The sequence below is a fragment of the Paenibacillus lacisoli genome (assembly GCF_030580655.1).
Classification (GTDB): Bacteria; Bacillota; Bacilli; order Paenibacillales; family Paenibacillaceae; genus Paenibacillus; species Paenibacillus lacisoli.
Genome location: NZ_JAUQTB010000006.1, coordinates 162,665 through 189,570, shown reverse-complemented (window position 1 = coordinate 189,570; position 26,906 = coordinate 162,665). Strand labels below are relative to the sequence as shown.

26 protein-coding genes, 6 tRNA genes and 3 riboswitches are annotated in these 26,906 nt (G+C 50.5%); of the genes, 9 read left to right on the top strand and 23 right to left on the bottom strand.

Annotated elements, in window-relative coordinates:
* Window positions 1–6: 6 nt before the first annotated feature.
* Entirely contained in the window at window positions 7–429 is a 423-nt protein-coding gene (locus tag Q5741_RS12850; RefSeq protein ID WP_305024485.1) for a hypothetical protein, read from the bottom strand.
* Window positions 430–542: 113 nt separating this feature from the next.
* A riboswitch (cyclic di-AMP (ydaO/yuaA leader) is annotated at window positions 543–709 on the bottom strand.
* A 109-nt stretch (window positions 710–818) separates the two neighbouring features.
* A riboswitch (cyclic di-AMP (ydaO/yuaA leader) is annotated at window positions 819–1,007 on the bottom strand.
* A 339-nt stretch (window positions 1,008–1,346) separates the two neighbouring features.
* Between Q5741_RS12850 and Q5741_RS12845 the strand changes: the two genes are divergently transcribed.
* A complete protein-coding gene (locus Q5741_RS12845) occupies window positions 1,347–1,829 on the top strand; it encodes a glutathione peroxidase (RefSeq protein ID WP_305024484.1) in 483 nt (160 codons plus the stop codon).
* Between the two features lie 212 nt (window positions 1,830–2,041).
* Entirely contained in the window at window positions 2,042–2,746 is a 705-nt protein-coding gene (locus Q5741_RS12840) for a response regulator transcription factor (RefSeq protein WP_305024483.1), read from the top strand.
* Window positions 2,747–2,798: 52 nt separating this feature from the next.
* Here the strand turns inward: Q5741_RS12840 and Q5741_RS12835 are convergent.
* Window positions 2,799–2,881: transfer RNA gene (locus tag Q5741_RS12835), tRNA-Leu, on the bottom strand.
* 251 nt (window positions 2,882–3,132) lie between these two features.
* Here Q5741_RS12835 and Q5741_RS12830 point away from each other — a divergent pair.
* On the top strand, window positions 3,133–3,831 hold the full coding sequence (locus tag Q5741_RS12830; protein WP_305024482.1) for an urease accessory protein UreF: 699 nt from the start codon (window positions 3,133–3,135) through the stop codon (window positions 3,829–3,831).
* Window positions 3,832–4,083: 252 nt separating this feature from the next.
* Here Q5741_RS12830 and Q5741_RS12825 read toward each other — a convergent pair whose 3' ends face one another.
* Entirely contained in the window at window positions 4,084–4,554 is a 471-nt protein-coding gene (locus Q5741_RS12825; RefSeq protein WP_305024481.1) for a hypothetical protein, read from the bottom strand.
* Window positions 4,555–4,780: 226 nt separating this feature from the next.
* Between Q5741_RS12825 and Q5741_RS12820 the strand changes: the two genes are divergently transcribed.
* Both Q5741_RS12820 and Q5741_RS12815 read left to right on the top strand, forming a co-directional pair.
* On the top strand, window positions 4,781–5,029 hold the full coding sequence (locus tag Q5741_RS12820; RefSeq protein ID WP_305024480.1) for an XRE family transcriptional regulator: 249 nt from the start codon (window positions 4,781–4,783) through the stop codon (window positions 5,027–5,029).
* Entirely contained in the window at window positions 5,026–5,658 is a 633-nt protein-coding gene (locus Q5741_RS12815) for a PAS domain-containing protein (RefSeq protein ID WP_305024479.1), read from the top strand. Before Q5741_RS12820 ends, Q5741_RS12815 begins: the two co-directional genes overlap by 4 nt.
* A gap of 92 nt (window positions 5,659–5,750) precedes the next feature.
* On the opposite strand, the gene Q5741_RS12810 is transcribed toward Q5741_RS12815, so the two are convergent.
* The 5 genes from Q5741_RS12810 to Q5741_RS12790 all read right to left on the bottom strand — a co-directional run bounded on the left by Q5741_RS12810 (window position 5,751) and on the right by Q5741_RS12790 (window position 7,195).
* A complete protein-coding gene (locus Q5741_RS12810) occupies window positions 5,751–6,116 on the bottom strand; it encodes a helix-turn-helix domain-containing protein (RefSeq protein ID WP_305024478.1) in 366 nt (121 codons plus the stop codon).
* A 164-nt stretch (window positions 6,117–6,280) separates the two neighbouring features.
* On the bottom strand, window positions 6,281–6,685 hold the full coding sequence (locus tag Q5741_RS12805) for a MarR family winged helix-turn-helix transcriptional regulator (protein ID WP_345784158.1): 405 nt from the start codon (window positions 6,683–6,685) through the stop codon (window positions 6,281–6,283).
* A 209-nt stretch (window positions 6,686–6,894) separates the two neighbouring features.
* Window positions 6,895–6,977, bottom strand: a tRNA-Leu gene (locus tag Q5741_RS12800).
* Between the two features lie 14 nt (window positions 6,978–6,991).
* A tRNA-Lys gene (locus tag Q5741_RS12795) sits at window positions 6,992–7,067 on the bottom strand.
* A 56-nt stretch (window positions 7,068–7,123) separates the two neighbouring features.
* Window positions 7,124–7,195, bottom strand: a tRNA-Glu gene (locus Q5741_RS12790).
* Between the two features lie 197 nt (window positions 7,196–7,392).
* Here Q5741_RS12790 and Q5741_RS12785 point away from each other — a divergent pair.
* On the top strand, window positions 7,393–8,184 hold the full coding sequence (locus tag Q5741_RS12785) for a DeoR/GlpR family DNA-binding transcription regulator (RefSeq protein ID WP_305024476.1): 792 nt from the start codon (window positions 7,393–7,395) through the stop codon (window positions 8,182–8,184).
* Window positions 8,184–9,050 carry a Cof-type HAD-IIB family hydrolase gene (locus Q5741_RS12780; RefSeq protein ID WP_305024544.1) on the top strand — a complete coding sequence of 289 codons (867 nt, stop codon included), beginning with the start codon at window positions 8,184–8,186 and terminating at the stop codon, window positions 9,048–9,050. Before Q5741_RS12785 ends, Q5741_RS12780 begins: the two co-directional genes overlap by 1 nt.
* Before the next feature lie 47 nt (window positions 9,051–9,097).
* On the opposite strand, the gene Q5741_RS12775 is transcribed toward Q5741_RS12780, so the two are convergent.
* The 3 genes from Q5741_RS12775 to Q5741_RS12765 all read right to left on the bottom strand — a co-directional run bounded on the left by Q5741_RS12775 (window position 9,098) and on the right by Q5741_RS12765 (window position 9,773).
* Window positions 9,098–9,186: transfer RNA gene (locus Q5741_RS12775), tRNA-Ser, on the bottom strand.
* A gap of 5 nt (window positions 9,187–9,191) precedes the next feature.
* Window positions 9,192–9,267 (bottom strand) — tRNA-Asn (locus Q5741_RS12770).
* Between the two features lie 26 nt (window positions 9,268–9,293).
* Complete coding sequence (locus tag Q5741_RS12765) at window positions 9,294–9,773, bottom strand: SprT family protein (protein ID WP_305024475.1); 480 nt, start codon at window positions 9,771–9,773, stop codon at window positions 9,294–9,296.
* Between the two features lie 138 nt (window positions 9,774–9,911).
* Here Q5741_RS12765 and cmpA point away from each other — a divergent pair, with 138 nt between their 5' ends.
* Window positions 9,912–10,043, top strand: coding sequence for a cortex morphogenetic protein CmpA (gene cmpA / locus Q5741_RS12760; protein ID WP_305024474.1), 132 nt, complete (start codon window positions 9,912–9,914; stop codon window positions 10,041–10,043).
* 66 nt (window positions 10,044–10,109) lie between these two features.
* Here cmpA and Q5741_RS12755 read toward each other — a convergent pair whose 3' ends face one another.
* The 11 genes from Q5741_RS12755 to Q5741_RS12705 form a co-directional block, all read right to left on the bottom strand.
* Window positions 10,110–12,323 carry a Tex family protein gene (locus tag Q5741_RS12755; RefSeq protein WP_305024473.1) on the bottom strand — a complete coding sequence of 738 codons (2,214 nt, stop codon included), beginning with the start codon at window positions 12,321–12,323 and terminating at the stop codon, window positions 10,110–10,112.
* A 111-nt stretch (window positions 12,324–12,434) separates the two neighbouring features.
* Complete coding sequence (locus Q5741_RS12750; RefSeq protein ID WP_305024472.1) at window positions 12,435–14,510, bottom strand: carboxypeptidase-like regulatory domain-containing protein; 2,076 nt, start codon at window positions 14,508–14,510, stop codon at window positions 12,435–12,437.
* The gene (locus Q5741_RS12745; protein ID WP_305024471.1) at window positions 14,500–14,934 is read right to left on the bottom strand and encodes a hypothetical protein; all 435 of its coding nucleotides are present in this window, start codon (window positions 14,932–14,934) and stop codon (window positions 14,500–14,502) included. The genes Q5741_RS12750 and Q5741_RS12745 overlap by 11 nt, the downstream gene beginning before the upstream one ends.
* On the bottom strand, window positions 14,900–15,463 hold the full coding sequence (locus Q5741_RS12740) for a sigma-70 family RNA polymerase sigma factor (protein WP_305024470.1): 564 nt from the start codon (window positions 15,461–15,463) through the stop codon (window positions 14,900–14,902). Before Q5741_RS12740 ends, Q5741_RS12745 begins: the two co-directional genes overlap by 35 nt.
* A 155-nt stretch (window positions 15,464–15,618) precedes the next feature.
* Entirely contained in the window at window positions 15,619–16,593 is a 975-nt protein-coding gene (locus tag Q5741_RS12735) for a DMT family transporter (protein WP_305024469.1), read from the bottom strand.
* A gap of 151 nt (window positions 16,594–16,744) precedes the next feature.
* The gene (locus Q5741_RS12730; RefSeq protein ID WP_305024468.1) at window positions 16,745–18,940 is read right to left on the bottom strand and encodes an alpha-galactosidase; all 2,196 of its coding nucleotides are present in this window, start codon (window positions 18,938–18,940) and stop codon (window positions 16,745–16,747) included.
* A gap of 315 nt (window positions 18,941–19,255) precedes the next feature.
* Window positions 19,256–19,606 (bottom strand): type II toxin-antitoxin system PemK/MazF family toxin, encoded by a 351-nt coding sequence (locus Q5741_RS12725; protein ID WP_305024467.1) that lies wholly within the window; start codon window positions 19,604–19,606, stop codon window positions 19,256–19,258.
* A 6-nt stretch (window positions 19,607–19,612) separates the two neighbouring features.
* Window positions 19,613–19,894, bottom strand: coding sequence for a CopG family ribbon-helix-helix protein (locus Q5741_RS12720; RefSeq protein ID WP_305024543.1), 282 nt, complete (start codon window positions 19,892–19,894; stop codon window positions 19,613–19,615).
* Window positions 19,895–20,204: 310 nt separating this feature from the next.
* Window positions 20,205–21,386 carry an alanine racemase gene (alr, locus tag Q5741_RS12715; protein ID WP_305024466.1) on the bottom strand — a complete coding sequence of 394 codons (1,182 nt, stop codon included), beginning with the start codon at window positions 21,384–21,386 and terminating at the stop codon, window positions 20,205–20,207.
* Between the two features lie 220 nt (window positions 21,387–21,606).
* Window positions 21,607–22,770 carry an outer membrane lipoprotein-sorting protein gene (locus tag Q5741_RS12710; protein ID WP_305024465.1) on the bottom strand — a complete coding sequence of 388 codons (1,164 nt, stop codon included), beginning with the start codon at window positions 22,768–22,770 and terminating at the stop codon, window positions 21,607–21,609.
* A 167-nt stretch (window positions 22,771–22,937) separates the two neighbouring features.
* The gene (locus Q5741_RS12705) at window positions 22,938–24,413 is read right to left on the bottom strand and encodes a carboxylesterase/lipase family protein (protein ID WP_305024464.1); all 1,476 of its coding nucleotides are present in this window, start codon (window positions 24,411–24,413) and stop codon (window positions 22,938–22,940) included.
* A 215-nt stretch (window positions 24,414–24,628) separates the two neighbouring features.
* A riboswitch (FMN riboswitch) is annotated at window positions 24,629–24,777 on the top strand.
* Between the two features lie 137 nt (window positions 24,778–24,914).
* Here Q5741_RS12705 and Q5741_RS12700 point away from each other — a divergent pair.
* Window positions 24,915–25,865: a DMT family transporter gene (locus tag Q5741_RS12700; protein WP_305024463.1), complete on the top strand. Its 951-nt coding sequence runs from the start codon at window positions 24,915–24,917 to the stop codon at window positions 25,863–25,865.
* 83 nt (window positions 25,866–25,948) lie between these two features.
* Here Q5741_RS12700 and Q5741_RS12695 read toward each other — a convergent pair whose 3' ends face one another.
* Window positions 25,949–26,536, bottom strand: coding sequence for a GbsR/MarR family transcriptional regulator (locus Q5741_RS12695; protein WP_305024462.1), 588 nt, complete (start codon window positions 26,534–26,536; stop codon window positions 25,949–25,951).
* Window positions 26,537–26,906: the final 370 nt, after the last annotated feature.

The following is a 26,906-nucleotide window of genomic DNA, read 5'->3' as shown; positions in this document are numbered from 1 at the left end:
GCTTCCTTAAATGGTTCTAGATTCGGGAACCGATTCAGGATTCAGCAGAAATCCCAGCTCGCCTTTCAGACGATAGACCACCTGATCTGCACCCATGCCTTTATAGATCCCCTGGGGATTACCGCTTTGGGTGATCACACAGACCCGTTCGCGTGTCCAGGACCGGCATATTTGCAGGAAGCGGCAGGTCAGATTCAGACTGTTCTCGAAAATAAACACCTTGCCGACACATTCATGAGGGAGAAACCAGTTCTCCGCGTGTGCGGTGTTAATGCGGATGATCCGCGCTACACCCATTTTCTTAAGCTTCTTCTCTTCATGCGCGCTGTTGGTCAGTACAGCGAAAGCCAGCTTTTTATACATTAATAATTTAATGAAATTGCGCCCCGCTTCATTCGGGGCCGTGACCAGAATCAGACTGTCCTCCATGTGGGCTCCTCCCTGTAGCGTTCAAGACAGCGCAAAAAAAGAAGCCGTGCGGAAAAGAGCTTCCGCGGCTTCCTAGGTATTCATGGATCACCCATAAATACGCATATGGCTGCGCTGCCTCTCCCGGTACGCTTACGAGGTTAGCTGTCGGATTCGGGCGTGAGAGTCGCCCTATTCCCGTCGCCTGGACGGAAAATTCACCCCTGAAACCGCTGTGCTCCAGCGATTCCCTTGTTGGTTCCCCCGCTTCTGCCTTGGCAGAATTCAGCGTTTGTAGATCCTATTCATCTTCGTATTCATTCTCATCCATCATCTTCATTCAGGCGCAAAAAAACCACAGAGGTTTGGCGCCCCTGTGGTTGATTAATCCATCAAGCACAAGTCCATAGTTCCTCTCTCAAACGGCGCTTACGAGGTTAGCTGTCGGATTCGAGCGGTGAGAGTCGCTCTACCCGGGGCCTGACAGGCTCCAGGATTCACCCCTGCAATGTCATTATTCCGACTCTCACACCGGAACAGCAGCACTGCATTTGGTTCCCCCGATTCCGCCTTCCGGCGGAACTCAGCGATGGATCTGCAAATTAAAGAATAGCTGACATTTGAAATCACGTCTTGAATCATACACCCGCACCTGCTGCATGTAAAGCAGTGCAGGGTATCAAAAAAATGTAAAGAGAAGCATGAACCATCGGGATAACGCTTACAAAAATGTATTTCTCGATTTATCTGCGGTTTTCTCTTCATCTCTAATCCTGGCAAATTTAAAGTAGCTCCGTCAGTTATTAGAGTTAATACATATAATAAAACTTGCCAAATTATTTTATATTTTGTACAATTAAATTGCACAATCAGATAAAAATATCGTTACATTTCAAGGTTTTACATATCCAATGAATGTATTGAAGGAGGTTTCCAGCATGTCGATTTATCAGTTTGAAGCCAGCACACTGCAGGGCAAGAACATACCGATGTCCGATTACAAAAATCAGGTTCTTCTCATCGTTAATACAGCAAGCAAATGTGGTCTTTCTCCACAATTCGAAGGATTGCAGCAGCTCTACGATAAATTCAAGGATCAGGACTTCCGCGTTCTGGGATTCCCCAGTAATCAATTCGCAGAACAGGAGCCTGGCACCAGCGATGATATTGCAGAATTCTGTCAGATGAATTACGGTGTGAGCTTCCCGATGTTCGAGAAAATTGACGTCAAGGGCGACAAAGCCCACCCTCTCTTCAAACATTTGACGAAAGAAGCCCCTGGTATTCTGGGCTCTAAATCAATTAAATGGAACTTCACTAAGTTTCTTGTCGATCGTAATGGAAATGTGGTCAAACGTTATGCTCCTCAGACAACCCCTGACAAAATTGAAGAGGATATCGCTGCTCTGCTGAACAAATAGATCCTCTAATAGACTTTCCTCCTGCCCCTCCCCTGCCCGCAGCTCCTGCTGCGGCTTTTTTATTTTTACACTTGCCCCAGACAATAACTCCAGATTTCAATTTCACATTCGAAATTTTAATTAAACCCTTATTTAATCCACTACAGTTAATGATAAAATTAAAGCAGAGCCTTATTGTAGCTTGAGTAAGAACCCGCAGGAGTGTGACTGAAATGATTAAGCTTTTACTCATAGAAGATGAAAAAAATCTTGCCGAAATGATCGCCTTTTACCTGGAGGAAGAAGGGTACATTACCGAGAGTGTTCAGGACCCGGCCGATACGATACAGCATTTTCGACATTTTAAACCTGACCTGATCGTTACCGATCTGATGATGCCCGGCTTATCAGGGCACGATATTATAGCTACCATTCGCAGCTGTTCAGATATTCCCATTCTAATGATTTCTGCGAATACGATGTTAAACGAACGGCTGCAGGCACTGGACAGCGGAGCTGACGATTTTCTCTGCAAGCCTTTCAGCCTTAAAGAGCTGGACTCCAGACTGAAAGCCCTTCTGCGGCGCAGCATGCCTTCAAGCCTGATCAAGGCGCAGCATTCACAGCCTAATCCCGAACAAGCTTCTGTACAGCCGTATCTGCAGATCAGTCTGGACAGTCGTACTGTTTTTGTAAAAGGTCAAGAAATTGAGGTTACCCATATTGAGTTTGAGCTTTTGCGATTGTTCTCCAGGAATCCTGGCAGGGTATTCACGCGTAATGAATTGATTGATCGAATTAAAGGAGAGGATCAGGCTATCCTGGACCGGACCATTGATGTGCACATTTCCAGTCTCCGCCGCAAAACCGAGCAGGAACCCAAAAATCCGCTCCACATCAAGACCGTGTGGGGAACAGGTTATAAGTATATAGAGTAGAACAAAAGAAGCTTCCCTTAACGGGAAGCTTCTTCTTCATCATACTTTAAAATGCGGTCGAGAGGACTCGAACCTCCACGGGCGTACGCCCACTACCCCCTCAAGATAGCGTGTCTGCCATTCCACCACGACCGCTCGGTTAGCAACAGAATTTATTATACCTATTTAGCAAGCAAATGTAAAGCATAAAATAAAAGAAACACAAACCAAATACTATATGTTAAGTATTGGTCACGTAAAATAACATATTTATAAAATTAATTAGGATTTATTTGACATGAACATTACATTTATATAGACACCTTTATTGGAAATATGGCAAAATGGACTCAAATTTCAACTCAACTTATAGAAAAGTTAACACGAAATATAAGGAGGCGAACAGTTTGAATAAGGGCAATAAGCTGCTGGACTATGCACAGCTGCTGGACTCATCATTCCCAGGCGAAAAAGCGGGATGTTCTTTCGGTTCTGCACTTCCTGATAGCAATATGACAGTCCTCAACAAGGAAGATCGAGCAGCATGGATTGAGCAGCAGCTCCAGCGCAAGCTTATTCACATGGACGTATCAGCCATTCAGGCGGTATACGCGGTATTCCCCCAGCAGGACCCCGCCTTAATTGCCGCTATTGATTTCAGACTCTCCCGCATGCGCTCCAATTCTACTGAAATTCAAGATCCGGAAGCCAAATCTGCCGGCCGCAGAATGTTCAAACTCGCACAAGTCCTGTATCCTTATCTGAATTTCAGCCAGCTGGAGACAAGCTGCCGCCTGCTGAACAGCCACAACACACTCGCCGTTCTGCACGGCTGGATCAATGCCCAACTGGGCATAGCACTGCACGATGCAATTTCCGGCTATATTACAGCTGCCGTAGCAGCTCAGCTCCGTTCCGTCCATTCCTTGGTGAACTTATCTCAAGAAGAACGTTCCCAGCTTCAGCAGCAGCTTGTCCGCTGTATGCACGAGGGCTGGCTGCAAGCCAGAGAAGAGTCCCTCACCAGATGGACGTCCGAACATATCCTTCACCCTCGACAGGTAGCGAGCCTTCCCGTTCAACCGGTTGTAACCGCTCTGCGCTAAACCTTTATTCCTCCCCTCCGATCGACCACATCCAGGACCCTCACTCCCCCGTTCCTTTCCCCGTCCCCATATTAATACTTGAAAGAAGGTTCTGCCTCAGCCACAAAAAGGGCGCCGCTGCTCACGGCGCCCTTTTATCATATATAAAGCCCCCTGAAGGACACAGCTCAACCAAGGGGCTTTCAATATTCGTATCCATTTCATAATAATTATTTCTTATGCCTAAGAAAACACAAAGCACATCACTTCAATTCAATCCTTTATCTGGTGGGCCTGGGGTATCCACAGGGTATATGGCTTCGGCCCTTCAGTCTGATCTTCGTCCTCCAGCAGCTGCCAGTTAACCGCGAGTGTATGTCGCAGCAGCTCCGCTGATTCCGGGCGCAGCTGCAGCCCTTCAATCCATCCCTCACTAAACAGAAAGTGACGCCCTTCTTCAAAACCAAACTTCTCGAACAGCCATATTTTCAGACCATTATTGGTATTAAAGGTCATCCGGTAACCCTCAACCACAGCCTGAAGCAGATCTTCACCATGCTCTTCAGCATACGACAAGAATTCCTCATAAGATGTTCCCGTCTGTTCAGCCGCCTTAAGACCGGATAGCTTACCGGTTGTTATAATTGTCTTCAATTCATCATCCGTAATCCCAACCCGGCGGGCTCGTTCCAGCAGGATCGCCGTCTTTTGCGACAGGCGAGCACATTCTCCCAAGTTACTCACTTCCTAACTCCATTTATATTAATCCTAGTATTTTAGTATACTTTAGAACACACCTAAACTTATCATTGACCATCCATCCCGTCAACATTCCATTCGTCCCAAAGTGGATATATACAACTTAATTACGTTGTTTTTATTGTTAAATAACTTTAATACGTGTATAATTCTGGATATCAAAGATTACATCGATCCTATACGTTCTTGATGAGCTGAAGGAGTGAGGACGTTGAAACGCAAACAGCCTGTCACCCCATTTGGTTGGGCCATCAAGCGGCGACTCGCCGAGCTGCATCTGGACCAGAAGGAATTCTGCAAGATGCACGGAATACCACCCTCGCGCCTGTCCAATCTGATTCATGGCACACGCAAAGCGCTGAGATACAGGGAACAGGTAGCATTGCTCCTTGAGTTGGAAACGAAGGCCCTCGAAGCCCAGGAGATCGAAGCAGCATCCACACCCCCAAGACAGGAGTGAACCCATTGCTTGAGAAGTCATATTTTAGCATGGGCCCGGCCGTTCAGTCTTTGGCATGCCAGACCGTAACCACAGACCGTTTAGGTGTTATTCATTCCGTTAACCAAGCCTGGCAGCAGGCTTGGCATCCCGGAGAACCTTACGTCCAGGAGGCATGGCACGGGAGAAGCTATTTCCAAGTCATCAACACCATGACTGCGGATCATATCGACCTGGCCGCTGAGATCAACGGTTCGCTGGAGGCCGTGCTGGCAGGACATTCAGCCTCCTGCACTTATGAATTCCGCTCTTACCAGACTTCCGGACCTCCCTGGCTTCTGCTGCAGGCGTCTCCTCTGCTGGACCCGGCCGGAAGATTACAAGGTATGGTCGTAGCCCATACGGATATCACCTTGTTGATGCAGAGACAGCTTGAACTCGAACAGATCATCCTGAACATGCAGGGACTCCGGGGGTTCCTCCCTATATGTGCCGTTTGCAAGAATATACGGGATGACAGCGATGCCTGGCATTCGATTGAGAGTTATATGGAATCACACAGCCAGATTCAATTCACACACGATATTTGTCCTCACTGCATCCGCCAGTTGTATCCCAAATATTCTTCTATTCTGGACCGTCTTGATTAGAGAAGAATCAGCATCTATCGGCAGTATATACATCATCTAAAAAGCCCTTTCACCTTCCGGTGCGAGAGCTTTTTTTAGTAACGTGCCATTTTCTAATTCCAGTCCTGCTGTCTCCGAAAACGAGTAAAAGCAATATATTCCTTGATAAAACGAATCTCTTCCTCTGATAACTCATCCATTTGGCAATTCAATTGCCCCAGAACCTGAAAAAAATAACCTTCCTGCTGCTCCTTCAGCATCTCGGTTTCAGGTCCCACCCTGCGGCCAAGCATCAGCCAGTCCAGACTGACATCAAAAAAGCCTGCAATTTCGATCAGTTTCGCCGTGCCAGGTACTGACTTCCCCCGCTTCCAATCCCCGAAGTTCCCTGCGCTGATCCCCAGCTGCTGACAAAAGGCTTTTTTCGTCATACCACGGGCTGCAATAAGCTCTTCAATACGCTGATAAATCGATTGCATATCCGACCGCCTTCCGACCATGTTTATCCTGGATACCGACGGCACCCTTTTTACCCCGAGCTTCTCAATTGTTTTATTATACCATAGGGCCAAGAGCTGACGGCAACCGCAAAAAAAAGACCCTTGCACACAACCTCTGTCTGCCGGGGTCTTTCAGCTTATGGTCATACGGGATGATTATCAATCTTGAGCAAGATCCCTTTGAGCTTACACAGCGTCGTTTCCAGTTCCGTCAAATCTTTCGGGTTGAGCGTTGCGAGCTTTTGTTCTATTTTGTCAGCCACCATATCGCGCATCTCTCTACAAACCGTATCACCTTTGGGCGTAATCTCAACATTCACGACCCTGCGGTCCGAATCACATGATTTGCGGTCTACCAGTTCAAGCTCTACCAGCTTGTCCAGCAGCGGCGTCATATTCGGACGTGATACATTCAACTGTTTGGACAGCTCCGATACAGACGAAATCCGAACCTCGTGCAGGACAACAAGCACCTGAATATTAGAGTGAGACAAATGCATAGGCAGCTCGGAAGCAGGCACCGGATAAAAAATTTTCTTCTTAAGCAACGGGAACAATCCCAGTAAACTTGCCGATATATTCTCCAGTATATTAGGGTCCATTACATTCACCGCCATACCTAGTATTGTTTTATTTTATCATAATTACTTGCTTTATAGTCAGCAGATTCAACGCACGTACCAGCCCATTTTTTACCATCATAATTAAATAAAACAAAAAAGCCTCTTATGGAAGAGACTTTCATGTACAATCATAATGCGGTCGAGAGGACTCGAACCTCCACGGGCGTACGCCCACTACCCCCTCAAGATAGCGTGTCTGCCATTCCACCACGACCGCATATTTAATATAAATGGTGAGCCATGAAGGACTCGAACCTTCGACACCCTGATTAAAAGTCAGGTGCTCTACCAACTGAGCTAATGGCTCTCGATGACTACCCCATGCTGATGCCAACAGTCATAGATAGATAATGAGGAAAACAATGACCCGTAGGGGATTCGAACCCCTGTTACCTCCGTGAAAGGGAGGTGTCTTAACCCCTTGACCAACGGGCCACATTAACATACCGTCTCCGTGACGACAAGATTGAGTATATCAAAAATTCCGGAGCGTGACAACCACTTTTTTAAATATTTTTACGCTCTCATCTTCCTTATAAATACTTATATATACTTATTAAAAATTGTCATATTGCCGAAATAACTAAAAAAACTTATAATTACTTACATAAACAGATGGAGGTATGGGATCCATGTATCAAGAAGAACGCATGCGCAGTATTGTTGATTATCTGCAGATACATCAAAGAATTTCAATCGAAGATATCTGTTCCCTCTTTCAGGTATCCCGTGACACGGCACGCCGTGATCTGGTTAAACTGGAAGAGCATCAGGCTATTATTCGCACAAGGGGAGGCGCCCTGCTCCCGGCCGCCCCGTATGAAGTTATTCAGAATTATAACGAACGCTTGCTGGCTGTCTCGGAAGAGAAGAAACGGATCGGGAGCCTGGCCGCACAGCTGGTACGCCCCGGAGAACGGGTAATTCTGGATTCTTCCACTACGGTGCAGGCCTGTGCTGAAATGTGGAGGACCGCTGACTGCTACGTCATTACCAACTCCATCAACCAGGCTGATGTATTATCCTCCAAACCGGATGTTTCCATTCATCTCCTTGGAGGACAGCTGCAGAAGGAACATCGTTATGTCTATGGCTCTTCCGTCACCGACACCCTGTCGCGCTATCAGGTGGACAAAGCCTTTATCGGTACTGGCGGCATTGCCGACGGTGGGTTGTTCGCCGTATACGAAGAGGAAGGCCGGGTGAAGGAACGTATGATGGAACAGGCTTCCCAGGTTATCGTCCTCGCGGATCATTCCAAATTCGGCAAAAGCAACTACTACCGCTTTGCCAGCTGGTCTCGTATCGATCTTCTGATTACTGACTATCTTCCGGAACCACAGCTGCTGGAGCAGCTGCAGCAGCATGGTGTGGAAGTTCTGGCAGCCCATGACCTCGAGAAAAAGGAGCAGGATATTGAATGATGAAAATGATAGCTATTGACTTGGATGGAACTTTGCTGAATCAGGACAGCCTGATCAGTCCGGCAAATGCGGCGGCGGTCCGTGAAGCCCAGAACCAAGGCATTCTGGTCACGATCGCAACAGGCAGAGCCTTTTACGATGTGCAGGAAATATGCAAGCAGGCTGGCATTGTTACCCCAGTCATCGGCGCGAATGGCGCTACAATCCATGATGAGCAGGGCAGCCCGATTCACACAGAGCCCATGAGCCGCAGCAAAGCAATGGATGTATTAGCATGGCTGGAAGAAGAACAATATTACTATGAGATCATGACAGACCGGGCGATCTATTCCCCGCAGAATGGACATGAGCTAATGACTATTGAAATGGACCGGGTCCTGAGCAGCAGCCCCGAACGTTCTCTGCAAAGTCTCATGCACGCCGCAGAGAAGCAATACTCCCAGAATGGGATTACCCGTATCCCTTCCTACCGTCATCTGCCGACAGATGTTGAAATATATAATATTTTGGCATTCTCTTTCCTGGAAGAAAAATTGGCTGCCGGCCGCAGCCGTTACAGCCAGGATTCCGAGCTGACGATGGTGGTCTCAGCGGATCATAACTTTGAGGTTGAGCATCCGTTAGCTTCCAAGGGGCATGCCCTTTCCCGACTGGCAGACATGCATCATATTCCATTAACCGAGGTCATGGCCATCGGCGACAGTTATAATGATATATCCATGATGAGGATAGCCGGCCGGAGTATCGCAATGGGCAACGCCCATCAGCAGATCAAGGATGTATGCGATATGGTCACGCTGACGAACCAGGAAAATGGTGTCGCCCATGCTATCCGGCAGCTTCTGGGCAGCTCCATGAACATTTAGACAGCAAAAAAAGAGTTACAGCAAATGCTGTAACTCTTCTTCATGTACGGAGAGAGAGGGATTCGAACCCTCGCACCACTTACGCAGTCTAACCCCTTAGCAGAGGGTCCCCTTATAGCCACTTGGGTATCTCTCCAAATATGGCTCCCCGAACAGGACTCGAACCTGTGACAACTCGATTAACAGTCGAGTGCTCTACCAACTGAGCTATCAGGGAACAAAAATCAGTGTAAAGCTAATTTATCATGATTTATTTTTGTCGTCAAGCGTTAATAACTTCAGAGTGCCTGCACAACGTCCACAGCGGTATTTGCGCACATCCACCTTGCGTTTACGCTTGTACTCATGTCCGCAATTCTGGCATTTTAATACATAACGGTAAGGCAGCGTCTTTCGTGCCTTACCCTCCGGAAGCGCCTGGCAGTAACGGCTGCCGCCTACCTGTGCAAGCAGCTGCTTGAAATCTGCGTCCCGATGTCTGTAACCTCTTCCTCTCAGATGAAGATGATAATGACACAGCTCATGCTTGATGATCCGCTCCACCTCTTCTCTGCCATGAGCGGCAAGCTGATGCGGATTAATATCGATGTTATGGCTTTTCATAAAATATCTGCCGCCTGTGGATGACAGTCTGGAATTGAAGGATGCGCGGTGCAGGAATGGAACACCAAAGCTGTCAAGTGAAATACGCTCGACCCAGGCCTGCAGCTCTTCGTTACTCATGACGTCCATGGACTCATCGTTCATTCCTTTCCTGATTGTTAGCGGATCTGCAGGTTTCTTTTGCGTATTTTGTCACACTTCGGGCCATTTGCCCATATGCTATCCCAACAGAATGTACAGCAAGAGGAGGAGATCCCTATGCCTCAGTGGCTTTCCAATCAACTAATGCGTGCTTTTAACCGCAAAGACCGCCGTCAAATTATGCTGCTTAACGAATGCTGGTACTTTTATCGTCAGACGCCAAGCGACCGTCATCGTATTGAACAATGAATATAAAGCCGGTGCCGTCTTCCTATACGGCACCGGCTTTATGAATGATTAAAACCCAAAAGCCTGTTATTCTGCTACATTAGGCTTCTTCATGGTCAGGCCGACACGGCCTTTCTTCAGATCTACATTCAGCACCCACACGGTTACATTGTCGCCAACGGATACGACATCCATCGGGTGTTTGACAAATCCCCCGCTCAGCTGTGAAATATGGACAAGTCCGTCGCTCTTGATTCCGATATCCACAAAGGCACCGAAGTCAATCACGTTACGGACCGTTCCCTGAAGCTCCATACCTGGGACCAGATCCTCGATCTTCAAGACATCAGTCCGGAAAATAGGCAGCGGCAGTTCTTCACGCGGGTCACGCCCCGGACGCTGCAGGCTGTCCAGAATATCACGCAGTGTTGGAACCCCTACATCCAGCTTAACCGCAAGCTCTTCCGGGTTCTGCTCGGTCAGCAGATCGGACAGCTCTTTGGAGCCCAGCTTGTCCAGTTCAATATTCAGTTCCTGGAACAGCTTGTCGACTACTTTGTAAGATTCAGGGTGAATCGGAGTTCGATCCAGCGGGTTCTGGCCGCCCGGAATCCGCATGAAGCCCACGCATTGTTCGAATGTCTTGGCGCCTAACCGAGGAACCTTCTGCAGCTGCTTGCGGTTCTCGAACTTGCCGTTCTCTTCCCGGTATTTGACGATATTCTTTGCAATCGTTGCATTAATACCCGCTACGTAGGACAGCAGGGACGATGATGCCGTATTGACATCTACGCCAACATGGTTAACCGCAGATTCGACAACAGCCTTCAGGCTCTCTTCCAGATGCTTCTGGGATACGTCATGCTGATATTGGCCAACCCCGATCGCCTTCGGATCAATCTTCACGAGTTCAGCCAGCGGATCCTGCACACGGCGTGCGATCGAAGCCGCACTGCGCTCCGCCACATCCAGATCCGGGAATTCTTCTTGCGCCAGCTTGGACGCAGAATAGACCGATGCCCCTGCTTCGTTAACGATCAGGTAAGCCAGTTCCGGCTTGCCAGTCTCAGCAATTACTTCCGCGACGAACTGCTCGGTCTCCCGCGACGCAGTACCATTGCCAATAACAATCAGCTGAATGCCATATTTGTTAATCAACTCGTGGAACTTGGCTGCCGCTTCCTTCTTCTTGTTATTCGGCGGCGTCGGATATGTCACAGCTACCTCCAGCAGCTTGCCGGTATCATCAACGACCGCAAGCTTGCATCCGGTACGATACGCAGGGTCTACACCCAGAACGACGTTTCCGTGGACCGGCGGCTGCAGCAGCAGGCTGCGCAGATTACCGGAGAAAATGGAGATGGCTTGATTCTCGCCTTTCTCTGTCAATTCTGCACGCACTTCCCGTTCGATGGATGGTGCAATTAAGCGCTTGTAGGCATCTTCAATAATGCTGCGGAGCAGATTCTCTACGATCGACTGTCCTTTGATGACCTGTCCCGCAATGTAGCGGTAGACCGAATCAGGAGTAACTTCCAGATTTACTTTGAGGAAACCTTCGCGTTCCCCGCGGTTGATGGCCAGAATGCGGTGTGGCGGCATTTTTTTGGCCAATTCCCGATAGCTGTAATAGTTCTCATAGACGGATTCTGCCTCGGCATCCTTCGCTTCGGACACCAGCATGCCATGATCCAGCGTATAACGGCGCACCCAGGTACGAATGGCGGCATCATCGGCCATGTTCTCGGCCAGAATGTCCTGTGCTCCCTGCACGGCGGCTTCCGCACTGTCCACACCCAGCTCTTCATTGATGTACTTGGCGCCTTCTTCGTACACATTTCCCTGCTTCGGCTGCTCCCAGATCCAGGCCGCAAGCGGTTCGAGGCCTCTCTCTTTGGCGACACTGGCCCGGGTCTTGCGCTTCTGGCGGTAAGGACGGTAGAGATCTTCGACCTCCTGCAGCTTCACTGCATTGGTGATAGAGGTCTGCAGTTCCTTGGTCAGCTTGCCCTGCTCTTCTATGATACGGATAACTTCCACCTTACGGTCTTCCAGATTGCGCAGGTATACAACCCGCTCCTCGATCTGGCGCAGCTGGTTCTCATCCAGTTCTCCTGTCATTTCCTTACGATAACGCGCGATAAACGGAATGGTGTTGCCTTCGTCCAGCAAAGTGGCTGTCGTGCGGACCTGCTTAATCGACAGTGACAGCTCTTTGGCTACCTGCTTGATAATTCGCTCCTGGCGTTTAGCCAGCAGCTCGTCTTGAACCTGTTCCAGTACAATATCCTGTTCGGACAATACAATCCCTCTTTCTTTCCTGTTCTGTTGAAGAACCATTAACCTCCTTATTATCACAAAAAAATCCGGCGAGCGCCAGTTATCCACTGTCGTCCGCCGGATTTCCCTGCTTCATTTCACCTTTTGCAAGGTCTCGATAAATGCTTTGAGCGGTGTATCACGGGTAGTCTGAAGCCAAGCATGGATGTCCTGCTCCTTTCCGCCCAGGAACCATCCCAGCTTCTCATGAATTTCCCTCGCATAGGCGGAATTCTGCTCTGCCTTGGCCGCAAGCTGACTCAACAGTTCCTCCCAGCTGTGATTGATTTCATAAATATACAAGGTCCGGTCAGGGTAGCGACGTACCAGTTCAAGCGTCCCCGCAAGGTCGGCATGCAGGTATAAATGCAGTGCAGCATATAGCCCTATCGAGCGGTGGCTGGCGTCCCGGGGCACGTTACGAGCAAGCAGCATCTCTGCTTCCTCGTAACGTCCCTGTCTGGCGATGGCCTCCGCATATTCCGATTCCAGGTAAATCAAATCACTGGCAGCGGGATCTGCTGTGATCTTCCTGTACACCTGGTCCAGCTGTGACCATTTTCGATGCTCGTTATAGTAGTCGAACAGCTGCTCCAGATAACGGTGATCCGGATTTAACGCTGTCATTTGCTGAAGATAGCTTCCGGTCTCGGCACTAGAAGGTTTCCCCCCCTCCATCACGGTGGCTTTGGACTGAAGTAGACGGATGATCATACGCAGGCTGTGAAGATCCGATCGGTTCTCCTCGTAACTCCTTTTATATGCTCGCAGAGCTTCCTCCATCTTGTGATCCAGCAGCAGCTGGTCTGCAGGGGTTAATGTCAGACCGGCCAGCTTGAAAAGGGGAAGAGCTGCGGCGTTCTCCTCATCCAGCCGATAGCCGTTACTTCTGGAAATAAAATGGCCGTTCCGGTCAAAGGCTTCAACATTCCAGTGAAAATGGACCTGCGGATTCTCGAAACCCAGTAAACTTTCTGTCTCTACAGAAGACCAATCTCCTATCTTGCCAAAGCTGATCGTTATGGGAGTATCGTATAGTTCCTCGATCGGAACACGAAGTGAAGCCGAGGCAATACGATCCTTTAATAAGACGTTCATCGAATCCCCTTTACCTGTCCGCAGGCCAATATTCACATTGTAGTATGCAGCTCCAGCAACCGGCTCCCAGGCAAAAGTCATAGTATCGCCGTGAATGACTTCATTGTTGACGGGTGATGTCTGCTGGATCAGAGGCTGAAACTCGACATTCAGCTCCCGTCGTTCTCCAGCCTGGATATCGATCCAGGTATCGTTCTCGATCTGCCAGCTCCAGCCATCCACCTGATCCAGACGAAGACCCAAATTCAGCTGATAACTACCCGGGAGGACACCGTGGAATGTGAATTCTCCTTTACTGTTGGTCATCGTCTGGTAAGGCTCCTCGTTCACCACACTGTGGTTCGCATCCCCCTTCTGTCTCAGATAGACACCCGCATCAGTAATCGGGGTTCCATCGCTTCGTTTAATGACTCCCGTGACCGTTGAGGAACGGGTCGGCGGCAGCTTGGCCGCCTCAAGCAGCGTCTGGTAAGGGGCATTAGAAGCTGATGTCTGCTCTTCCTTAACCAAGGACTTAATCAAGGACTGAACCCTCTGCGGATGCCCGCTGGCCATCGCAAGCTTGACCCATTCGAGCATTAGCTGCTGCTCGCCATAGGCATACCCGAAAAAAGTGAGTCTCTTCCTGGCTTGGGACAGAAAGGCTTCCGCCTGCTTGAAGTCCCCTTCAGCTGCAGCATGATAAGCGAGCAGGATCGCCGCTCCAACGACTTCGGTTCCTGCCGGAGCATGCTGAACATAGTCTTCCAGATAGTGCTGCTTGATCGTCCAGTCCATGGGGAATGACGCTGCTTCTCCATCAGAATGTCCGCCTCCCCTTACACCGGAATGCCCTGGCCCAATCTCGACATCATAGCTGTGCACCCAGCTTGGGCTGCTGCGGATGATATAAGTACTTATAAGTTCCCACTTGTCTTCGTCAGAGACGCTGCCCGCCGTCTGCTGGAAGCTTACCTGATCTGTAACAGCGGCAGCGGTTATGGCAGCCTCTTTCCTGTCTAGGATCAAGACAGCGGCTGTAATGATTACAGAAGCCAAAAAGGCCAGCAGGAACAGGTGTTTAATTTTCATCCGTATAACCATTCACGACCAGCCTCCTTTGCAGCTCATCCTCCCAATACCTACTTCCTCCGATCTCAACCATGCTGCGGCCCCCTGTCTGGCGGACCTCTGACGGCTCTGGCTGATGCTCTGTCCCCACACGGGGATACAATACCAGAAATCCGCCTGTTATCATCATCAGCAGCATGACAGGCATAATCGGGACTGCGACATCCTGGTTCAGCCATGCACGGAAGCGCCGGTGCCACCCTGGGGGTTGTATACGTGCCAGCACCTTATCCTGTCCGGTAAACACGATATCAGCTAATGCCTTTTCCAGTCTGTGATGCAGTTGTTCCCGTTCCAGTTCCGGCGGTGTCTGGCCCTGCAGGGTCTGCAGGTTCGCCTGATTGTCAATTTTACAATTGTTTGGGGGCAGTCTGTCTTCGCTCAAATTCCTGCTCCTCCTTTTCCCACAGCTCACGCAGCTTTGCCCGCCCACGTCTTAATCTGGATTTAATGGTGTTGGTACTGCAGCCGAGCAGCTCTGTAATTTCTTCGACCGAATATTCATTATAGTAGTACAGCACCACGGTTTCCCGGTAGTTATAGCTCAGTTTCTGTACCGCCCTCTTCAGTTCTTCGTTACGTGAAGCCGCCAGCAGTCTTGATTCGGGTCCCTGCCGTTCATCTGCCGGATTCTCTGTATTCCCTATCTCGGATGGAAAGATATATTTCCAACTCCAGCGCCGCTGCCGCATTCTGCAGCCGTTTACCGTGATTGCCGTCAGCCAGCTTTTGAGCCGGGATGGTTCCTTCAGCTGATCCGCCTTGCGAAAAGCCTGCACGAATGTGTCCTGCACCACTTCTTCCGCAGTCTGATAATCCTTCAGCAGCATGACCGCCGTTCGAAGCAGATGATCTCCATACCGGTTCATCCATTCTCGTAGGGCGGCTTCATCCTGCTGCGCTTGCTCCTCCATATTCAGATTACTCGCCCTCCCTCTCACCTACTAAGATGCATCCCGATCCTTTCAGGTTGCATTATTTTCCAAATAAATAAAAAAACCTCTCTCCAGCGGAGAAAGGTCACGCGAATAGGTCCTGGACTATCCATGCAGATCACGGCGGATGAAGTTCAGGAGACATGCCGTTCATTGGCAGAGACCGGTCCGGGCTTCTTATGCGGTACTGTGCTGTGAAGCACCATACCGATAATGACGATCCCCATCCCGATCCAGGACAGCAGCGAAGGCAGCGGCGCATTCAGTATAATCAGCTCCCCCGCCAGGGCAAAAAGCACCTCCATCGATTGAGTGGCTTCGACAGCACCCAGCTTGTGCATACTGCCCTGTGCCATATCAGTAGCCTTGAAGAACAGTACGGTTGCAACGACGCCTGAGAACAGCGCAACCAAAACCGACTGCATAACCTGCTCCCGGCTTGGCAGACCGGCCGCGGCGATTCCGAATCCGGACAAGATAACCCACAGCGGCAGACTGGCCAGTGTCATTCCCAGTACACGCTGCAGGGCATCCAGCCTCCCTCCGGTAAGCTCCATCATTTTACGGTTGCCCAGAGGATATGCGAAGGCTGCAATAATTATAGGCAGGGTCCCCCATAGCAGGTGGCTGAATGGTATGGTCCGTGCCTGTTCGAGCTGCATCAGGACAACACCCAGCAAAATCAGGAGCGACATGAACAGTCCCTTTAAAGGAATCATACCTCTGGTTCGAATCAGCCCCCCTTGTCCCGGTACCGTAACCCAGAACAAAGGGGCCAGCAGGGAACCGCATATAATGGTTAATTGCCACGTTCCCGCTACCAGCCAGCCTGGAGAATATGCTGAAGCCATACAGATCGGTATGTAAAAGAGACCGAATCCGACCAGACTCCACAGCACCCACATTCCCGGCCGCTCCCGCATGACATGAAGAAGCGGGAACAGCTTACGCTGCGGCAGCACCAGCAAAAGCAGCATGGGCAGCATAAACAGATAGCGCAGCGAGGCGCTCCAGATCCAGCTCCCTCCGGACAGCTCCATCGAACGGTTTAGCACAAAAGTAATTGCAAAAAACAGGGCGGATACCAGCCCCAGCAGTATGGCTTTCAATCCTTATCGCCCCCATCGTCCCTCCGGTGCTCCCAGAGCTTTTCACCTATTATATCATCCTCTAGTCCTCCGAAAAGACGCCAGAAACAAGCAAAAAGACTGCCGCAATGGCAGTCTTTTTCACTGGACAATAAATTATCCATGCCTCAGATTATACACGCTTCAGACGATAGAATTCGCTATGGTAATCCCCCAGCGGGAGCCCTACCGAAATACCGCCGTACATCAGGGCATCTCCACCTCGTATGCCTTCTGCCCCTTCGATGCTGTAATCAGCCTGAGGATCAAGCCCTTTGAGCTTCAGGCGGCGCAGGGGACTGTTCGGCTCGGCCAGCACGCGGAAGTAGAATACAATCGCTTCGGATTCGTCAGCTGCGACGAACATCCAGGCAGCTTCACGTCCCTGACCTTCAAACGGACTCACCAGGCGGTGGAAGGTACCGAACTGCACCAGTCCCCGAATCTCCTTGTACAGGCTGACCTGATCCCGCACGATCTGACGCTCATCCTCGGTAAAATGAGTCAGATCCAGTTCGTAGCCGAAGTTACCAGACATGGCTACAAGCCCCCGGGTCTGGAGCGAGGTCGAGCGTCCGACCTGATGATTCGGAACCGCAGATACATGCGAGCCCATGGAGCTCACCGGATATACCAGACTGGTTCCGTATTGGATACGCAGACGTGAGACGGCATCGGTGTTATCACTAGTCCAGGTCTGCGGCATGTAATACAGCATTCCCGGGTCGAAGCGGCCGCCGCCGCCGGAGCAGCTCTCGAACAGAATGTCCGGGAAGGACGTGGTTACACGCTCCATGACCTCGTAGAGTCCCAGCATATAACGGTGGGCGGTCTCCCGCTGATTCTCCGGCTTCAGGAGAGCGGATCCGATCTCTGTCATGTTACGGTTCATGTCCCACTTCACATAGGTAATCGGTGCACTTCCCAGAATTGCCGTCATCATGCGAACGATCTCATCGCGCACATCCTGGCGGGAGAAATCCAACACGAGCTGCTGGCGCCCCTGCGTCCGGCGGCGATCCGGCACATGCAGGCACCAGTCCGGATGCTCACGATACAGGTCACTATCTGGAGAGATCATTTCGGGCTCGAACCACAGACCAAAGCCCATACCTTGCGACGTGATCCGATTCACCAAATCATCCAGGCCGTTCGGCAGCTTGTTGAAATCAACAACCCAATCCCCAAGCGAGCTGTCATCGTTATCCCGGTGTCCGAACCAGCCGTCATCCAGCACGAACAGCTCAATTCCGAGCTCCTTGCCGGCGGTTGCAATGGATTCGATCTTCTCCGCATTGAACTGAAAATAGGTCGCTTCCCAGTTATTCACGAGGACCGGGCGCACCTCGTCCCGGAACTTGCCGCGTGCCAGACGTTCGCGGTACAGACGATGGTACGTATGCGACATGCCGCTCAGCCCCTTGTCTGTGTAGACCATAACAACCTCAGGCGTCTGGAAGGACGCCCCTGCCGGCAGCTGCCAGCCGAAGTCGAATGGATTAATTCCCGCAGACAGGCGTGTAGTACCGAACTGGTCTACCTCAGCCTGCGCAACAAAACTTCCGCTGTATACAAGACTGAACCCATAAACCTCGCCATGATCTTCATCCGTACCCGGAGCCATCAGTGCAGCGAATGGGTTCTGCTGATGGCCGCTTGCCCCGCGGCGGCTCTCTACACTCACCGTACCCGGGGTCAGTGGACGGCGGAACATATCGCGTTCACGCGTCCAGGCACCGGACAGCTGCAGCCAATCGAATTGGGCGTGCGGGAAATCCACCGCTGCACTAAGTGCGCGCAGAATCTCAACCGATGCCTGACCGGTATTCGAAATCTTCATCGAGCGGGTAATCGCGTCATACGGCTCAAACACCGTATAAGCCAGTTCAATCTCTACCCCAGCAACTTGATCCTGCAGTTCAACATAAAGCGTAACTGCCTCATCTTCCTGCTCCACATAGGTGGAAGGCAGTCCTTCCAGTGCAGGTTTTCCCTTCACAATACGGTAGCCCTTATATGTAAACTCTGTAATAGTTGAGCCGTTATGCTGGCGGATCTGCACAGCCGGATGACGGAAATCACTGGTTCCGTAGACAGGGAGCTCCTGCGGGAGCGTATCCAGCGATATTGTCCGGTCTTCATTGACGGGATTAGGACTAAATGACGCCCGTTCCACACGGTTCGTTAACCATGACAAGTCATGGTCGCGCAAACGCTTACCATAATACAAATGATTGACATATCCCGAGGGCAGCACCTGAAAAACATAGCTTGCACTTTTGCTCTGAAGATGGAATTGAAGTTCATTGTCATGTACAAAGATTGCCATAGTCATTGCCTCCTTAACAGTCCACATAAGGACTTCAACAAGTAATCGTTTACAAGTCAGCATGCTGCCCAAACCATCTCTTGAATGATGCAGCGTGTACAAGTATCACTACGTCATTATAGCCCAAGCCGCTGCCGGGTTCTATCCCTAATTCCACTTGAGTTCAAAAGAAAAGGAACAGTGCCTTTGCACTGTCCCTTTTCTTCGTCCTGGCCTGTATTATTGATCTGTTTGATCTGCTGTAATCATCGCTTGTCTGTGAGGGATGAACCTGATCCTCCATCATCACTTGTTAAGCGTGTCCAAGGTGAGCTCCTAAAAGTCAATCAAACCAAGACTGATCTGAAGGGATTCGCTTACCTTGCGCATCGTCTCATCATCCAGATGCGTGATCTTGTCGGTCAGCCTCTGCTTGTCGATCGTCCGGATCTGCTCCAGCAGGACAACAGAGTCCCGGTCAAAGCCGTGCGTCGCTGCGTCAATTTCAACATGCGTCGGCAGCTTCGCTTTTTGTATCTGGGCCGTGATAGCCGCCACAATTACGGTAGGGCTGAACCGGTTGCCGATATCGTTCTGAATCACAAGTACCGGCCTGACTCCCCCCTGCTCCGATCCGACAACAGGTGAAAGATCAGCAAAAAATACGTCGCCGCGCTTTACGATCAATATGGATTACACCCCGCTAACTGTGCGGCCTAGAGTGTTGTCTGCATCTTCTTCGGCGTGAAAAGCCTCTGATGCCATGGTCAGGTTGATCTTCGCCATTTCCATGTACCCACGCTGCATGGCTTCCCGGATGTAGCGCTTCTTCCGTTCGCTCAAATACAGCTTCATGGCCTGCCTGATAAACTCGCTGCGGTTGGAATTCTCCATCGCTACGATCCCGTCCACCTCTTGCAAGAGATGGTCCGGCAGGCTGATCATGATCCTTTTGGTGTTCTGCAAATTGGCCACTTCCTCTTCCACCCCCACAAACCTTGTCGCCATGTGTACCATTATAACGTTATTCCAGGTAAATTATACAAGAGAATATATATGCCTCACGTATATCATCTATGCTGCATCCCATTATAAACTACAAGGCAGTTTACGTATAGAGTCTATGCTCTGGAAAGGAATACATGAGCATCAGATCATAACGGGCGGTTAAAGGATATCATTGCGTCAATCCCTTGTTACTCTTAAGATTCGGTACCCGTAGGACAATTCCTTTATTCTCCTGATATTCCTGAAAAAATACACCATAATGCTTTATCCGACAGCCTTACACCAGCGGATTAACAAAAGCGACAGGGGCGCCGGCCCGTGTATATACACGAGGAACCCGGTGCGCAACACTGCAGACCAACTCATAGTTGATGGTTCCGATCATGGCGGCCAATTCCTCTGCGGGGATGCAGGCGCTGCCCTGCTGGCCGATGAGAACAACCTCTTCGCCGCTCTGAATTTCTTCCGCTTCCTCCGCGAAAGATTGCAATGAAATCATGCACTGGTCCATGCAGATTGTACCGAGGACAGGAACGCGGCGGCCGCGTATCAGAACTTCCGCCTTGCCGCTAAGCATGCGGGAATAACCATCAGCATAACCAACCGGAAGTGTGCCGATCACTTCATTCTGTGAGGTCACATACCGTGTGCCATAGCTGATTCCCCAATCGGGCGGTAATGTTTTGACGAAGACCAGACGAGTCTTAAGCGTCAAGACCGGAACCAGTTCCACATTGACCCGGTTCACCTCCGCCGATGGGTATAAGCCGTACAAGCTGATGCCGATCCGCACCATGTTGTAGGACAGCGAAGGCATATCAATGGCCGTGGCACTGTTGCCCGTATGTATGATCGGGATGTGTAGTCCTTTTTCTCCCAGCGCTTCCACCACGCTCTGAAACCGTTGATACTGCACCAGTGTATAGTTTTTATCCTCTTCATCCGCTCTGGCAAAATGGGTAAACATGCCTTCCAGCTCCACCTGCTGCAGCTTCAGCACCTCTTCAATGAAGGAAACGGCTGACGCTCCAGGCAGAAGACCCAAACGACCCATTCCGCTGTCAATTTTGATGTGCACCTTCAGTTTGCGGTCATTCCTGTTCCGATCCAGTGTGCGGATAGCTTCCAGTACCTCTTCACTGAATAGAGTGATCGTTACATCGTTCAGCCAGGCTGTCTCGACCCCCTCAGGCGGTGTGTAGCCCAGTACGAGGATCGGCAGCTGTATGCCTGCACGGCGCAGTTCAATCGCTTCATCCAGAAAAGCCACGCTCAAATAATCGGCACCCAGCGCCTCCAGTTCTCTGGAAATTTCAACGGCTCCATGACCGTAGGCATTCGCCTTGACGCATGCCAGCAGTTTCATATCCCCGGGGAGGGCCTGACGGAAAGACATATAGTTATGACGCAAATGATCCAAGTCCAGAACAGCTTGGGTCGGTCGGTATTGTACTTGCAAACAGTTCACCTTCTCCATCTATACTCCGCTTTTTGAACATCACCTTGTAAACAGTACAGTGACAATGGTAATGTTCCCACACCAAGCTGTCAAATCAGTGGAAAAGGCCCTTTTTGACAAGTACCATCAACACGCGAAAATAAAGAGAAAAGGCGGATCCAGTTGGCTGTAGAGGAGTCGAAATCACTCCAGTCCCCTCCTGAATGCCGCCTACAACGTATTATTTACCCGATTGATCTTCCATAGAAGCGGCAATCTGAATCATTTCACTGACCGGCAGATCCCCGCTCGTTATCTTGTACTGTACCCCTTCATCCAGCCAGGTCAGGGTCTGCTGTACCTCGCCGGTCAGCACCCCGACACCGGAGCTCAGCTGCACAGGTGTTCCCTGCGGCAGCATGACCGCAAAATCCGAAGGTCTGGACTCCACGATGGTATAGTTGTAAGTTCCCTCATACCGCAGCATGACGCTGTGATTGTCGCTTTCCGTAATTTCAGGATTGTCCTTCAGGGCAACCCCTTCCGGGACATAGGTCGGCTGAATAACGCCGAAATCACCTGCTGCGGCATCTCCATCGCTGGCCGCTGTATCTTCGGTTCCTTGGGATCCGGCTGCATCAGAGCCTTGCTTATCCGGTTCGCTTGCTTGTGCAGTGCCTTCTCCTGCAGCTGCCGCCCCTTGATCCTGACCGCCCTTCACCGGATTTCCATTCTCATCCACCTCGGCCATCGTCTGCGGCGCCGCGCCTGCGGCTGCATTCATGTTGTTTTTCATACTGAAGTAGTCCGCATTGAACTTGGCTCCCAGATCGAAGGCATCAAATTTCAGGTCTACAACGACCTTCGCATTAGAGTCGGAGACCTGCACCTGCTTTGGCGTATAATCCTTTTTGTTAAGCCAGATTTTTTGGCGTTCCAGCGAGTGGGAGTTATAGTTGGCTGCAACATCAAATACGTAAGACTGGTCATCCGCCACAAACTGGCGTGTCTCATCGCCAATGATGCTGCGGATCAACGTCTCATACAGGTAGACCTGCCCCTGGTTGTCCGGCCAGTCACTTTTGAAACGGAAGCTTTTGTTCAGATTAGGTGTGATTACAAAAACTCCGTCATCATTACGCAGAACGATCTGCGTAATATTCTTTTTCGCATTCGTCAAGGCAATCCGGTAATACGACGGCTTCTGGTAGGAGACATCCACCTTGTATTCCTGAGGGACTGCTCCGGTATGGATAGTCATCAGCCCGGAACCATGATAATGCTCCAGACCGCTCACCACATCACTCAACTCGCTGACCACATCCGTAGCATCCTTTTTCCCGCACCCTGCCAGTGCAACACTAATGCAGATAATAACGGCCAATATCCATGAACCGCGGCGCATTGCATCAACCCCTCCAGACTTTATTTTCACTTGATTGATACATGTCTATGAGGGTTTTGTCCTGATTATGCAGACGGGCATGACAAGCATTGTAGAGAGCATGAATATTGACTCTATATAAAAAGAGGAATACGGCCTGTCACCGCATCCCTCCACGTTTTGAGAATCTATACTAATAACCGGCGCTTCTCCTGATCCGGATCATGAACAAGCTCTGTTTCCGCGTTATACACCAGCGTGGCCCGTGAGTGTTCATCATAAAGAGTCCACGCAACTTCTGCCGTATCCGGCGTGCCATGGTGAGCAAAAGCAGACCAGGCTCCGACCATCTGACGGCTCAGACGGCGGATTTCTTCATTAACTGTGATGCCCATCCTGCTCAGCAGTTCAACGTTACCGAAAGCAAATACAATCTCGGCACCATGAACGGCTTTATGATAGAACGGATGACCCGGCAGATGCCAGTCAAAACGGTACATCCACACCGGGGCGTGAGGCGCCTGAGCTTCGGCGAACCGGACAGCGGAACGCCAGAAGAACAAGTCCGTCATGATTTGGGCCTGTCCCTCGATGGAAGCAGGGTACATCGGTGTCAGGTGGCTCGCATCGTCCAGCCCTGCCATTTCCCGCAGGGATCGATCGATCTGCTCCGGGGTCATAACCGGCGAATCTCCGTGGAAGAAATAGTCCCCTTCATCTTTGTTCGTTCCGATCACGATAGGAATGCCGGTAGAAGCACCGGAAGCAACAGCCGCAAGGGGTTCTGCCGGCAGCGTCGCCGGATCAATGGTTGGCTGGAACAGCATCATTGCCCGCTTGCCTCCGAAGCGCTCCAGAAGAGAGGCTGCTGCCGACATAATGATCTCCGTCGGCACTTCCTGCAGCTCTTCCCGGCGGGAAGCGTCCAGACCGAGTTCGGCCAGCAGTCCGGCTGTGATCTGCCCCGCAAGACCCGGGTCAATGACCTGCGAAGCGCCGCTTTGCAAGATCGCACGCTGGAACAGTCCTTGAGCCGACGGCATCGCCAGCAGGGATGCAATGCTCATACCGCCCGCAGACTCGCCGAAGACAGTCACACGTTCAGGATCTCCGCCAAAGGCCGCAATCTCCTCGCGAACCCAGCGCAGGGCAGCAATCTGATCCAGCAGCCCCGCATTGGAGACGCACCCGCCGCCAAGCGGCGCCATGTGCATAAAACCGAATGGACCGAGGCGATAATTCAGCGTGACCACAATAACATCTCCCTGTGCTGCCAGAGCAGCCCCATCATAAATAGGCACACTTCCCGATCCGTTCACAAAAGCTCCGCCATGAATCCATACCATCACAGGTTTGGGCTGGACAGGCTCAGCAGCAGCCTCATGCACAGGCGCCCACACGTTCAGATAGAGGCAGTCCTCCGATTGGACAGGGGCCTCGTCTCCCCCCTCCACCGCTCCGAAGTCTGATCCGGGCTGTGGACAGATTGGCCCGTATCTCTCCCCGTCCCGGATTCCTTCCCAGCTGGCAGGACGTTCCGGTGCACGGAAACGCAGCTCGCCGACGGGTGGCTTGGCATAGGGAATCCCCTTCCATACCCGTACGCCGTCTGTCTCTCTACCTTCAATCTGCCCGTATCCTGTATGTACAATCGGATTACTCACTTTCAATCGCCCCTTCCGGCTTTACGAAATAGCTTTCATATGATAAATATAGAATACCAAATTTCTCCTTCCCATTTCAAAGTTGCGGTATTACATATCAATTACGTAACTTTATGAGAACTATTGTAAATCAAATGAAATTTTCATTTGCCTATAGACATCTAAGCTTTGGAGGTATATGCTTAATTTAAGATATCATGAAAATAAAATGGAATAAGGATCTTCGGGGTAGGGTGAAATTCCCGACCGGCGGTAAGGTTCCATGCAGAACCAAGCCCGCGACTCTCTGGCCGTATCACTGGCCCGGGACTGATCTGGTGCAATTCCAGAGCCGACGGTATAGTCCGGATGGTAGAAGATCATCAAATAAACATGCAATGAGGGGAAACCCTTTATTCCTTGCACGTTTATTTGATCAAGCCCCGCTTCGTCTTTCTAGGCACAGCGGGGCTTTTTCTCTTCGCTCTGGTCCTGTATTCACCAAAGGAGCTTGTACTTGCTATGATAAACTCATCTTCAGCAGCCGTATCCCGGCCGCTTCGTTCAACACCATTTAAGGCCGGCTTCTGGTTGGTCGTTCTGGGTGCCGCCCTCTGGGGGGTTGACCCGCTATTCCGTATTCTTCTGTTAAAGTCCATGACTTCCACACAAATTGTACTGCTGGAGCATGTGCTCCTGTTCCTGGCGGCCGCTCCGGTCCTGTGGAAGAACCGTGCTGAGCTTAAAGGGATCGGCTGGCGTCAGGTTGGCGCGCTGCTGTTCATCTCCTGGGGCGGCTCTGCTCTCGCTACCATTCTGTTCACGACGGCGCTGAGCTCTGGCAACATTAACGCAGTGGTCCTGCTTCAGAAGCTGCAGCCGCTGTTCGCCATTCTGATGGCGCGCTGGATCCTGAAGGAAATGCTGCCGAAGTTCTTCGGCACGCTGCTCGTCGTTGCCCTGATCGGCACGTATCTGCTGACGTTCGGATGGCAGCTTCCTTTTACCCAGGTCAATGATTTCATTCAGATCGGAAGTCTTCTCTCGATGGGCGCAGCCGCATTATGGGGAGGTTCAACTGTGATGGGACGGTACATGGTCGGCAAAATGAAATACGAGGCCGTCACTTCGCTCCGCTTCATGCTTGCCCTGCCGTTGCTGCTGGTGATTACCCTCTCCGAGGGGGCAGCATGGCATCTGCCATCCGGAGGCTGGGCGGTAAGTGCCGTCTTCATCAACCTGCTGCTGCAGGCATTGCTGCCGGGTCTGCTGAGCCTGCTGCTGTACTACAAAGGCCTAAGCACCACCAAGGCATCCTATGCGACACTGGCCGAACTCAGCTTTCCGATGATGGGTGTGATTATTAACTGGGCTGCTTTCCAGCAAGCCGTTACGCTAACCCAACTGATCGGGTTTATCCTGATCTGGATCACCCTCTTCTATATTTCGCGCCAGAAGCAGGAAGCCGCATAAGAACCAGAAAAGCTCCATTCCTCTATTTCACGGGAGTGGAGCTTTTGCCATTTCTACATGATATAAGTCTCATGAAGGACAAGTCAGCGTTCCCTGACCGGGTCCTGTTCCGAACGGATCTCTTCTTTGGGCACCAGCTTGTAGATCTCCTCATCCTCCATCACATCAATCAGCCGGTCCAGCCAGCGGTAATAAGCTTCGGCCTGCTGCATTTTCTCCAGATCCTGTTTTAGAATCCCGGTCACTTCAGGCGTGTTGTCTTCCTGACGGATCAGCTTCTTCATCTCTTCAATGGACTTCCGCAGAATCTGCAGATTGCCTTCAACCGCTTTTCTCCATTTAATAGCGAAATAATCCGTGAACGTCTGGTACCAATCGTATTCCACCTCATACAGATCCTTACGCGAGCCTTTGGTCCATACTTTGTTAACCATTTTAAGATCAAGCAGTGTCCGTACTCCGGTGCTCATACTGGTCTTGCTCATTTCCATTTCCCGGCCCATTTCATCCAGAGTCATTGGCTTGTCCGCAAAAAACAACAGACCATATAAATGCCCCGTAGATAAAGTGACTCCGTACAAATCCATATTTCTTCCGATAGCCTCAATCACGCGTTTGCGTATTTTGCTTACCGCGGCACGCTGTTCTTCACTAATCTGGTCCAAGCTCATGCTTGTAACCTCCTATTCATCAATCATGCTTATCTGATCTATTTCAGTTCCAGTCATCCTGACTTACACCTATATTTAAGTGTCCAAGAACGGAATAAATAAGCTAAAAAAACACAATATACAATCAAGATACTACATTCATTTGAAATTATAGGCTCTAGCAAGGCCTTGGTCCATTGTAAAAAATGGATAAAAAAATGTAAAGCATTGCATTCGGGAGGAAAAAAGAGCATATGCGAGAATATTAAAGTTAAATTTGTACAGTTTTTTCTGTATGTACATTATGAACAGATTTTTCGTTTGATATTCTGTAGCTTTTATTGTTACAATGTAAAACGTTGTGAAACGAAAGGCAATGAACCGAGGGGTT

Coding starts and splice junctions, on each gene's coding strand:
- Q5741_RS12850 (WP_305024485.1), bottom strand. CDS start 429: ATGGAGGACAGTCTGATTCTGGTCACGGCCCCGAATGAAGCGGGGCGC.
- Q5741_RS12845 (WP_305024484.1), top strand. CDS start 1,347: ATGTCGATTTATCAGTTTGAAGCCAGCACACTGCAGGGCAAGAACATA.
- Q5741_RS12840 (WP_305024483.1), top strand. CDS start 2,042: ATGATTAAGCTTTTACTCATAGAAGATGAAAAAAATCTTGCCGAAATG.
- Q5741_RS12810 (WP_305024478.1), bottom strand. CDS start 6,116: ATGCAATCGATTTATCAGCGTATTGAAGAGCTTATTGCAGCCCGTGGT.
- Q5741_RS12785 (WP_305024476.1), top strand. CDS start 7,393: ATGTATCAAGAAGAACGCATGCGCAGTATTGTTGATTATCTGCAGATA.
- Q5741_RS12780 (WP_305024544.1), top strand. CDS start 8,184: ATGAAAATGATAGCTATTGACTTGGATGGAACTTTGCTGAATCAGGAC.
- Q5741_RS12765 (WP_305024475.1), bottom strand. CDS start 9,773: ATGAGTAACGAAGAGCTGCAGGCCTGGGTCGAGCGTATTTCACTTGAC.
- cmpA (WP_305024474.1), top strand. CDS start 9,912: ATGCCTCAGTGGCTTTCCAATCAACTAATGCGTGCTTTTAACCGCAAA.
- Q5741_RS12750 (WP_305024472.1), bottom strand. CDS start 14,510: ATGAAAATTAAACACCTGTTCCTGCTGGCCTTTTTGGCTTCTGTAATC.
- Q5741_RS12740 (WP_305024470.1), bottom strand. CDS start 15,463: ATGGAGGAGCAAGCGCAGCAGGATGAAGCCGCCCTACGAGAATGGATG.
- Q5741_RS12730 (WP_305024468.1), bottom strand. CDS start 18,940: ATGGCAATCTTTGTACATGACAATGAACTTCAATTCCATCTTCAGAGC.
- Q5741_RS12710 (WP_305024465.1), bottom strand. CDS start 22,770: ATGCGCCGCGGTTCATGGATATTGGCCGTTATTATCTGCATTAGTGTT.
- Q5741_RS12700 (WP_305024463.1), top strand. CDS start 24,915: ATGATAAACTCATCTTCAGCAGCCGTATCCCGGCCGCTTCGTTCAACA.
- Q5741_RS12695 (WP_305024462.1), bottom strand. CDS start 26,536: ATGAGCTTGGACCAGATTAGTGAAGAACAGCGTGCCGCGGTAAGCAAA.